2 protein-coding genes are annotated in these 2,813 nt (G+C 77.1%); one reads left to right on the plus strand and one right to left on the minus strand.

The window, feature by feature from the left end:
* Positions 1–45: 45 nt before the first annotated feature.
* Positions 46–660 (minus strand): YceI family protein, encoded by a 615-nt coding sequence (locus tag ACIQOV_RS35880; protein ID WP_401055009.1) that lies wholly within the window; start codon positions 658–660, stop codon positions 46–48.
* A gap of 184 nt (positions 661–844) precedes the next feature.
* On the opposite strand from ACIQOV_RS35880, the gene ACIQOV_RS35885 reads away from it, so the two are divergent.
* Positions 845–2,813: SNF2 helicase-associated domain-containing protein (locus ACIQOV_RS35885; protein ID WP_401055010.1), on the plus strand; the 1,969-nt coding region annotated here is incomplete at its 3' end.

Raw genomic sequence — 2,813 nt, forward strand, 5'->3', positions numbered from 1 at the left:
CCCCCGGGGGGAAGGGCAGGGGCGGTGCTCGGGGGGACGGCCGGCTCAGGCCGCCTTGACGGCGGAGATGTCGAAGCTGAGCTTGACCTTCTCGCCGATCAGCACGCCGCCGGTCTCCAGCGCGGCGTTGTAGGTCAGGCCGAACTCGGTGCGGTCGACGACGGCCTTGCCCTCGAAACCGACCCGGTCGGCGCCGTACGCGTCGGTGGCGCTGCCGGTGTACTCCAGGTCCAGCACGACCGGGCGGGTGGTGCCCTTGATGGTGAGGTCGCCGGTCATCCGGTACGAGTCGCCGCCGAGCAGTTGGGCGGAGGTGCTGCGGAAGCGGATCTCCGGGTGGGTGTCGACGGCGAAGAAGTCGCCGGTGCGCAGGTGCTCGTCGCGCTGGGCCTGGTTGGTGTCGACGCTCGCGACCTTGATCACCAGTTCGGCCGAGGAGTTGCCCGGGTGGGTCCCGTCCAGGTGCAGCTTGCCGTCGTACTCGGTGAAGCGGCCCTTGACGTTGGTGACCATCGCGTGGCGGACCGAGAAGCCGATCTCGCTGTGCGTGTTGTCCACGGTCCAGTCGCCGGTCAGGTGGGCGAGGTCCGGGCCGGCCGGGGTCGGGGCGGCGGTCGCGGCGGGGGCGGTGACGGTCTTGGTGCGGTTGAACAGGCCCATGGCTTCCTCACTTGGTTCGAAGCCAGTTGTTTAGGCTTCAACTTGTTGGCTCCAGCGTAGGACAACTTCGTTCAACTTTCAACCATGGCGTTCCGGGTTCCGCCGAACGGCTCAGCGGACCCGCCCTGTCGGACCTCCCGGATAGGCTGCGAAGGACGGTCCCACCCCGCCCGGAAGGCCCCCGATGTTCGTCCTGCACGCGCTCTGGCGGGCGGACGGGCACCTGGCGCTCTGGGCCGAGGACGCCCGCGCCCACCCCGGCGCCGCCGAACCGCAGCCCGACCGGCCCGCCCCGCGCGCCCACCCCTACGCCTGCCCGGCCGGCGAGCTGGCCGCCGTGCTCGGCGGCATCGGACCGGGCCTCGGCTGGCTCGCCGGACAGGCCCCCGAGCGCTGGGCCACCTTGCTGCTGCCCACCGTCGGCACCGTCCCCGCGCCCTCGCCCGACCTTCCGGTCGCGCCGCCGCGCGGCGGCGCCGTGCTCACGCCCTGGCGGGTGCCGGCCCTGCTCTTCGGGGCCGGGGCCGCCGCCCAGCTGCTCGGTGAGGTCTTCGACCCGGTCTGGGCCGTCACCAGCAGCGATCTGCCCGGCGCCGGACGGGTCGAGGTGGTCCACGGCCCCTCGCTGCGCTGGCTCACCGGAGTGCACGACCTCGCCTGGCGGACGGTCGGCCGCGGCCGGGTCCAGCCGCTGCCCGTGACCGCCGCCGACGGCCGCCCGCAGGCCCGGTGGCGGCCCGACCTCACCCCGGCCGGGCGCCGCGAGGCCGCCGCCCTGGCCGCTGGCTGCCCGCCCGTCCTGCTGGGGGAGTGGCCGCACGGCGCCGACGACGGGGACGCGCTGCTGGGCGCGGCCCTGGGCGCACTGGTGGACGCCGAGGCCCGCGCCGCACTGGCGGACGCCCCGTCCCCCTTCCCGGTCGACGGCAGCGCCGGGCCGGGGGCGGCCGTCGCCGAGCGCTGGCTGCACGCCCTCACCACCCCCGACGGCGGGTTCGACGGCTCCCCGCCCGAGGAACTCGCCGAACTGCGCCGCGGGGGCGGCGCCTGGTACGCCGCCGCCGAGCCCGTCGATCCGGCGCTGCGGCTCTGCTTCCGCCTGGTCGAGCCGCTCGGCCCCGATCAGGACGACCCGGAGGGCCGGCCCTCCGACGACGCGTGGCAGCTGGAGTTCCTGCTCCAGGCCGTGGACGAGCCCTCCCTGCTGGTCCGCGCCGCCGACCTGCACGAGGGCGGCGCCGCCCACGCCGCGCTCGCCCGCAAGGGCGCCGACCCGGTCGACGTGCTGGTCGCCGAACTCGCCCGCGCCGCCCACCGCTGGCCCGCCCTGGACGGGCTGCGCCACCGCTCCCACCCGTCCGCCCTGCCGCTCGGCCGGGCCGGCGCGCTCGACTTCCTGCGCACCGCCGCGCCCGCCCTCGCCGAGGGCGGCTTCGGGGTGCTGCTGCCCGCCTGGTGGCGCCGCCGCCCCCGGCTCGGGCTCGCCCTGCGCGCCACCACCCCGCCCGCACCCGGCTCGCTCGCGGCCACCGGCCAGGTGGACCGGGACGCCGTGGTCGCCTTCCGCTGGCAGGTCGCGCTCGGCCCGGAGGGGGAGCCGCTCACCGAGCGGGAACTGGCCGAACTCGCCGCGGCCAAGCAGGAGCTGGTCCGGGTGCGCGGCACCTGGCTGGAGGCCGACCCGGCCCAGATCGCCGCCGCGCTCGCCTTCCTCGCCGACCGGCGCGACGGAGTGCTCGCCGCCGGAGAGCTGCTGCGGCTCGCCCTCGACCCGGAGGCGACGGTCGCCGGGCTGCCGGTCACCTCGGTGCGCGCCGACGGCCCGCTCGGCGAGCTGCTCGCCGGGCAGGCCGTCGCCGCCCCGGCCGCGGAGCTGCCGGCGGACTTCCGGGCCGAGCTGCGCCCGTACCAGGAACGCGGGCTGGCGTGGCTGCGGACCATGTCCGGACTCGGCCTCGGCGCCGTGCTGGCGGACGACATGGGCCTCGGCAAGACCGTCCAGACCCTCGCCCTGCTCGCCTCCGAGCGGGCGGAGGCGGCGGAGGCGGCGGAGGCGGCAAAGGTGGCGGACGGGCGGAAGGGGGCGGACGGGCCGGAGGCGGCGGACGGGCCGGAGGCGGCGAAGGGGGCGGAGGACACCGCCGGTCCCACCC

It is taken from the genome of Kitasatospora sp. NPDC091257 (assembly GCF_044757675.1).
Lineage (GTDB): Bacteria > Actinomycetota > Actinomycetes > Streptomycetales > Streptomycetaceae > Kitasatospora > Kitasatospora lactacystinica.

What these genes read in the sequence shown, in the direction of transcription:
- ACIQOV_RS35880 (WP_401055009.1), bottom strand. Translation starts at nt 660, where the DNA reads ATGGGCCTGTTCAACCGCACCAAGACCGTCACCGCCCCCGCCGCGACC.